Annotated in this window: 5 protein-coding genes and 2 tRNA genes; 2 read left to right on the plus strand and 5 right to left on the minus strand. The window is 40.7% G+C overall.

Annotated features, from left to right (window positions below; translation table 11 throughout):
• Positions 1-12 precede the first annotated feature (12 nt).
• The 5 genes from PSN35_RS03560 to PSN35_RS03580 form a co-directional block, all read right to left on the minus strand.
• A tRNA-Gly gene (locus PSN35_RS03560) sits at positions 13-88 on the minus strand.
• A gap of 54 nt (positions 89-142) precedes the next feature.
• The gene (gene pgsA, locus PSN35_RS03565) at positions 143-754 is read right to left on the minus strand and encodes a CDP-diacylglycerol--glycerol-3-phosphate 3-phosphatidyltransferase (protein ID WP_300029529.1); all 612 of its coding nucleotides are present in this window, start codon (positions 752-754) and stop codon (positions 143-145) included.
• 53 nt (positions 755-807) lie between these two features.
• Positions 808-884, minus strand: a tRNA-Arg gene (locus tag PSN35_RS03570).
• A 53-nt stretch (positions 885-937) separates the two neighbouring features.
• Positions 938-2,191: a UDP-N-acetylmuramoyl-tripeptide--D-alanyl-D-alanine ligase gene (murF, locus tag PSN35_RS03575; protein ID WP_300029532.1), complete on the minus strand. Its 1,254-nt coding sequence runs from the start codon at positions 2,189-2,191 to the stop codon at positions 938-940.
• 56 nt (positions 2,192-2,247) lie between these two features.
• A complete protein-coding gene (locus PSN35_RS03580) occupies positions 2,248-3,672 on the minus strand; it encodes a UDP-N-acetylmuramoyl-L-alanyl-D-glutamate--2,6-diaminopimelate ligase (RefSeq protein WP_300029535.1) in 1,425 nt (474 codons plus the stop codon).
• 247 nt (positions 3,673-3,919) lie between these two features.
• Here PSN35_RS03580 and PSN35_RS03585 point away from each other — a divergent pair, with 247 nt between their 5' ends.
• Both PSN35_RS03585 and PSN35_RS03590 read left to right on the plus strand, forming a co-directional pair.
• Positions 3,920-5,812 carry a 5'-nucleotidase C-terminal domain-containing protein gene (locus PSN35_RS03585; protein ID WP_300029538.1) on the plus strand — a complete coding sequence of 631 codons (1,893 nt, stop codon included), beginning with the start codon at positions 3,920-3,922 and terminating at the stop codon, positions 5,810-5,812.
• A gap of 229 nt (positions 5,813-6,041) precedes the next feature.
• Positions 6,042-7,139: HupE/UreJ family protein (locus PSN35_RS03590; RefSeq protein WP_300029542.1), on the plus strand; the 1,098-nt coding region annotated here is incomplete at its 3' end.

The raw sequence follows: 7,139 nt of genomic DNA on the forward strand, positions 1-7,139 counted from the left end.
CTTTTTAGAATCTGGAGCGGGAAACGAGATTCGAACTCGCGACATTCACGTTGGCAACGTGATGCTCTACCAGCTGAGCTATTCCCGCAATAGAAAGTGAAATTATAGTGTTTTTTTCAAATTAGTCAAGGCTGATTTGGGATTAATTGTCAAAAGTTTTAACCCCTTCTCTTAAATAAATAAAACCTGACCATAGGGTTAAGAGGGTGGCGGCCATTAATAATACAACACCAATTTCAAAACTAGGCAAACCAAAGAAAGGTTGTTGATAGAGTAAGAATAAAATGGCAAAAATTTGCACAAAAGTTTTTACTTTTCCAATGAATGACACATTAACCGTTGAGCGTTGACCAATAGTCCCCATCCATTCGCGCAGTGCTGATACTAGGATTTCGCGAGAGATGATAATGAGTGCTGCAATGGTGATATACCAATGGGAATCGGTAGGGTAGAAGTCTACCAGAAGGATTAGCGCGACAGAAACCATGAGTTTGTCAGCCACTGGATCCAGAAAAGCACCGAGTTGCGAGGTCATGTTGAGTTTTCTGGCCAAGTATCCATCAAGATAATCAGTAGTGCTGATAAAGGCATAAATGCCAGTAACCCAAAAATTAACCTGAGTAAAGATATTCTCAGGTGCTTTAATGTCAATAAAGCCATCCGGATTATAGGCAGGCTGGAAATAATAAAGGGCGACAAAAACTGGAATTAAGAAAATTCTAGAGAGTGTAATTAGGTTGGGGATTGTCATCATGTGGGTATTCTATCAGAAGCTGTTTGGGCAGAATAAACTTGATGTAAATTTGATGGTGGGCCCGACAGGAGTCGAACCTGTAACCGCTCGGTTCGTAGCCGAGTACTCTATCCAGTTGAGCTACGGGCCCATCAAGCGCGTAATTATCGCTAGGTTTAGGCAAAAGGTCAAGTGAAAATTGGTTTATTTTTGCAAAAGAGTAATGAGTTGATCTAGTTTGGCGATTCTAGAGCCTTTAACCAGGATGGTGGCACCAGTGTGTTGGCTGATCAAATGTTCAGTCAGGCGCTCCTGAGAATCAAAATGTTGTGCTTGGTAATGTTTGGCTAGGCTGCCAAAGCTATAAAAGTTAGGGGTAATAGTATCGGCTAATGCACCAGTTTGTTGATGCAAGGTGATCTCGTCCTCACCGAGTTCAGCCATATCACCCAGCACCACAACCAACTCACCCGAGTAGGTTTTTAGCGTGTTGAGTGCTGCCTGAATTGACGTGGGGCTGGCATTATAGGTATCATCAATCAAGGTGAATTGTTTTGTTTGAATAATGCTTAAACGCCCCGGCTCTGCTTGCGTGGCCTCCAAGCCTTGTTTAATAAGTTGAATATCAACATCGAGTGCAGCTGCACAAGCGCTAGCGGCTAAGGCGTTATTGATATTGTGCTCGCCAATTAACTGCAGATTGATATCAATGGTTTGCGATTTAATATTTAATACAAATTTAGATTGCTTAATATTGCTGGCAAAAACATCACCTCCTTTGCCAAAACTAAGATCACCCGAATAGTTGGTATTGGTATTAACAATATTGATAGAATCGGTTGAATAAATTTCACCCTTGGCACTAATCAAATTTTCCTTGCTGCCAAATTCGCCAATATGCGCATCACCCGTGTTGGTGACAATAGCAATATTGGGCGTTACTAATTCACGTAGTTGCTTAATCTCACCTAAATGATTGGCACCCATTTCAATCACCGCATATTTGTGTTTGTCTTCTAGGCTTAGTAGTGTCATTGGCACGCCTAGGTGATTATTTAGATTGCCTTGGGTTTTTAATGTGGGCGCAACCTGATTTAGAATATTGGCCAGTAAGTTTTTGGTGGTGGTTTTACCGTTACTGCCGGTGATAGCAATGGTTTTTGGTTGTAGCTTGTTGAGGTGAAATTTGGCAATTTTACTCAGTGCCTCTTGCGTATCTGTGACCAGCAAGGTTGGCAGATCGGTGGCTACGTGTTTGCTAACAATAACACCAACAGCACCCATAGCTTTAGCTTGTTCTAGATAATCGTGCGCATCAAAATTATCGCCAATAAGGGCTAAAAAAATACCGCCATGCATTGGCTGTCGAGTATCGGTAAAAATTCCAGAAAATTCAACATTAATGTCACAATTGATGTTTAATAGCTTAGCTAAGGTCTTTGTGTCAGTGTGTAGCATTTTTTGTCTTTGTAGTTGCTTCCCTTTTTGCCTTTTTAAGAAATCTCTCAATAGGTTTAACGCTGTTTGTTTTTTATTTTTTTCAATCTCGCTGCCTCGATAATAGCAGCTAACACCATGTCATTGTCGTTTGATTTTAAAGTTTCATGGTTTAAAATTTGTGTCGTTTCATGACCTTTTCCAGCGATCAGTAAACACTCCTCTTCCGCCAAGGTGATCACAGCATTTTCAATGGCAATCTGGCGATTTTCATTAATGATAACTTCATAGCTGTCATCAATACCACTAAGAATGTCATCGATAATGGCTTGAGGATTTTCGCTTCTTGGATTGTCATTAGTGAGAATGATTGTATCGGCTAATTTGGAGGTGATTTTGCCCATCTTGGCACGTTTAGATTTGTCACGATCTCCGCCACAGCCAAAAACGACACGAATTTTATGTGCTGGGTAGTGGTTTTGTAGCGTGATAATGGCTTGTTCAATCGCATCAGGCGTATGGGCGTAATCTATCCAAATTAATTGTTGTGCGTTTTTTTGCATTCTGCCCGGTGGCGGATTGAGTTGATGTAGTAACGGCGCAACCTGCAGCGCACTAAAACCTCTGGCTTTAAGTGTATTGTAAGCGGCCAGCACATTCATTAGGTTAAATTCTCCTAAAAATGGTACCTCGAATACAAAGCCATCAAGCTGAGTGATAAAGCCGTACTCTGTGGTTTTAATGTCGTCAAAGTCATCAATTGAATAGGTTATTTGTGAGGTGCTGCTGGCTGATTGGAAGTTGGCAAAACTGGCGTCGTCTTTATTTAGAATGACATTCTTCAACGAATCTAGTTGGAACAGTTTAAGTTTCTCTGCTTGATACTGCGCCAATGTTTGGTGATAATCAAGATGGTCTTGAGAAAAATTAGTCAACACTGCTTGAGTGATATTCAAGCCCTGAATGCGGTCTTGAGCTAAGGCGTGAGACGACACCTCTAGAACCGCCGTATTGATGCCCTTGTTAGCATATTCATCCAATGCGCGATATAACGTTAGAATATCAGGTGTTGTGTGATTAGACTGCTGCGAATTGTCTGAGATGCCTAATGTGCCAATCAAACCAGTTTTCACCTCAAGTTTGTTGAGTAATTGTGAGATAAAATGAGCAACAGAAGTTTTGCCATTAGTGCCAGTGACGCCAATAATGTCTACCTGGGTAGCTTGGCTGTAAAAAGTATTTGCAAGTATTGGTAAATGGCTCGATAACTGATCAATGCGGATGGCAGGTACGCGACATTCAACGGTTTGAGAGTCCACCAATACAGCCACACAACCCTTGTCAATTGCTTGGTCGATGTAGTCTATACCGTGGCCTTTAGCGCCTTGTAGTGCGACAAAAACATCACCCTCTTGAAGGGTTTGAGTATTAAGCGATAGCCCAGTGACATCAAAATCAAATTGGGTGTTAACAATATTGCTAAGTAGTTGTGAAATATTCATGTTGAGTATTATAGGGGCACCTCTATAGGATTTATTGCTAATAACACCAAGTGGAATCGTAAGATTACCAAAAGACAAAATTATTGACTTTTATCATTTTTTTTTTTGCTATACTACACGCTAGCTAACAGTTTTTCCTACTTCCTCATACTACTAAGTACCTATCACTACAGGTATCTCCTTGCTGGAAGTTGGTGTAAAATCGTTAGCTACTTATTTAACACACTTAATTTTCTGAGGAGAGAATATGTCATTAACACGTAGAGATTTTGTAAAAGTATTGGGCGCTGGATCTGCAGCAGGGTTAATTAGTGGTTGTGGCAAAGACGCTTCTGCTAAGCTAGCCTCTCAAGATAACATGTACGAAGTGCCTAAAACCGGTAATGCGCGAATTTTGCACATTACTGATACCCATGGTAATTTACTACCTAACTATTTCCGTGAGCCAAACGTTAACCTTGGCTTTGGCTCTACTTATGGCCAGTTACCTCACGTAGTTGGTAACAATTTACTTAAGCAAATTGGCGTTAAGCCAGGCACACCGGAAGCGTATGCATTCACTTACAATAATTTTGAAGAGTTAGCAGCTAAATACGGCAAAACCGGTGGTTTTGGGCAAATTAAAACTGTGCTAGATTCTTTACGTGAAAGCGCTGGTGGCGTTCAAAATACCTTAACGGTTGACGGTGGTGACACGTGGCAGGGTTCAGGTACGTCACTTTGGACGCGTGGTGCAGATATGGTTGAGGCAACCAATATGTTGGGTGTTGATGTCATGGTTGGACATTGGGAGTTTACTTACAAAGAAGAAGAAACTTTAAAAAATATTGGCTTCTTTAAAGGTGATTTCCTAGGTCAGAACGTTAGAATTCTTGAAGATGCGCTTATGGGTGATGAATACTTTACTATGACTGAGAAGTTTGATGGTAATGGTTTGTATGATGAAGATGAAGCTCTACCATTTAAGCCGTATGTGATTAAAAATGTAGGCGGTCATCGTATTGCGGTGATTGGTCAAGCTTTCCCGAGAACCTCAAATGCTAATCCACAAAAATATTTCTTCCCAGATTGGTCATTTGGCTTGCGTGAAGAAGAGATGAGTGAGCTAGTGGCTGACATCCGAGCGAATGAAAAGCCCGATGCGGTTATTGTAGTTTCTCATAATGGTATGGATGTTGATATCAAAATGGCTTCTCGCGTGGTTGGTATCGATGCAATTTTTGGTGGCCATACGCATGACGGCATGCCAAAACCAGTTGAAGTTCAAAACGCAGGTGGCATGACTGTGGTAACCAATGCAGGTTGTTCAGGTAAATACATTGGTGTAATGGATCTGGACATTAAAGGTCACAAGGTAGTAGGCTACAATTACAAAATGCTACCAATTCTGACTGACTTTATCAAACCAGATGCAGCGGTTGTGTCATTTATTGATAAGATGCGTAACACTAAATATGATAAGAATGTTGTTGAAGCGCGTAGTTCCGCAATGAGCAACAACCCAGACCGTGTTGGTAAAACTTATGATGAAATTCTAACTGAAAAACTTTGTTCAACTAATCAAACCTTGTATCGTCGTGGTAACTTTATGGGTACTTGGGATCAGGTGCTGGTTAACTCATTGCGTGAAGAGCATGATGCGGACTTTGCTATGTCGGCGGGTGTTCGTTGGGGTACCTCGGTACCAGCTGGACATGATGTCACCATGGAAGATTTAATGACCAATACTTCAATGACTTATGGCGAAACTTACGTCTCAGAGATGAAAGGTGCACAGCTTAAAGAAGTATTAGAAGGCATTGCAGAAAACCTATTTGTACAAGATCCATACTTACAATCAGGTGGTGATATGGTGCGTATGGGCGGCATGGATTACACCATCGATCCAGCTGCAACACTGGGTAATCGTATTTCAGAAATGAAAGACGATGCTGGTACACCAATTGATCCAAATAAATCTTACAAAGTATCTGGCTGGGCGCAAGTTGGCTCTGTGGGTAATGGTCGACTAATGTGGGACGTTGCTGCAGATTACCTGCGCAAGCAAGGCACACTAGATCTTAAGAAAGTTAACCATCCAACCATCAAAGGCGTGAAAACCAATCCAGGTATTGAAAATTACGCAGGAAAGCTTATTTAAGTTTGGATTTGGTAGATTGTAAAAAGCCCCGCCAGTCGGGGTTTTTTATTACCGAAAAATATAATGAGACCTTTGTATAAATATGAATAATCATCAAAACACCACCTTCCACCACCTTGATAATTTTTCAAACATAGCCTTAGCTCTGCTAGGACAAGGTTTGAAAAATTATCAATGCAGCAGAATTTGTCATTTTGCCAATCATCCCTATTTATATAAAGGTCTCATAATGAAATTATTACTATTATCACTATTTTTGATTTCGTCCTTGGTGCGTGCAGATGTGATCAAGCCTGCTTTGGTTGAAGTGAGTTTTTTTCAAGACAAAACCGTTGAATTATCAATTGATCTAAGCCTTGAGGCGGTAATGTCCGGTATTGGTACTCAATATAAAAATACAACTGACTCACCAAATTCTGCTCAATACGATGAACTTAGGGCCTTAGCACCTAAGGTGTTACGCCAGCGCTTTAAAGCTTTTGAAGCTGAATTTTTAAACAGTTTTAGTTTGACCGTTAACAATACGCCACAAGCACTAACGTTGAGTAAGGCTGAGATTGATATTATCGGTTATAAGAAACGCCCAAGAAAAACCACGTTGACTTACAAAGCGACTATGAGCGAGTGGCCAGCAACATTAGCTTGGCAATATGGAAAAGCCTATGGTGATAATGCCTTGCGTTGGCAGGTGTATCAAAAAGATACGTACAACTGGAGTCAATGGCAATGGTTACGCAATGGCAATGGTAGTCAATTGATTAACATAGATCATCCAGAGCCATTGAGTACAACTCAACGTTTCTACCAATTTACTGGCATTGGTTTTGACCATGTTATTCCATTGGGTTGGGATCATATTTTGTTTATTGTTGGCATGGCACTCTCTTCATTGCTATTTAAGCGATTGCTAATATTGATCACTAGCTTTACCCTCGCCCATACATTGACACTTGGTCTGGCAATGTTTGGTATTGTTGAAGTTTCAGCGCGTATAGTTGAGCCATTGATTGCATTTTCTATTGCCTATGTAGCCGTTGAAAATTTATTCATACATCAGTCTGTTAAGCGCAAAACAGTAGTTGTATTTATCTTTGGCTTGATTCACGGTCTTGGATTTGCTAGTATGCTCAAAGCGTTTGATATGGCACCAGATTCATTCTTAACCACGTTGATTGGTTTTAATGTCGGTGTGGAACTAGCTCAAATTGTAATTGTATTATTTGTGGTTTTAATCTTGTTGAGGCTGCGCGCATTAAGGCTCGATTACCGGAAACTGGCGGTTATACCAATCTCAGTTATTATTTCAATAGTTGGAATTTGGTGGGGT

Source organism: Candidatus Thioglobus sp., assembly GCF_028599055.1.
GTDB lineage: Bacteria > Pseudomonadota > Gammaproteobacteria > PS1 > Pseudothioglobaceae > Thioglobus_A.

What these genes read in the sequence shown, in the direction of transcription:
- PSN35_RS03580 (WP_300029535.1), bottom strand. Translation starts at nt 3,672, where the DNA reads ATGAATATTTCACAACTACTTAGCAATATTGTTAACACCCAATTTGAT.
- murF (WP_300029532.1), bottom strand. Translation starts at nt 2,191, where the DNA reads ATGCTACACACTGACACAAAGACCTTAGCTAAGCTATTAAACATCAAT.
- PSN35_RS03585 (WP_300029538.1), top strand. Translation starts at nt 3,920, where the DNA reads ATGTCATTAACACGTAGAGATTTTGTAAAAGTATTGGGCGCTGGATCT.
- pgsA (WP_300029529.1), bottom strand. Translation starts at nt 754, where the DNA reads ATGATGACAATCCCCAACCTAATTACACTCTCTAGAATTTTCTTAATT.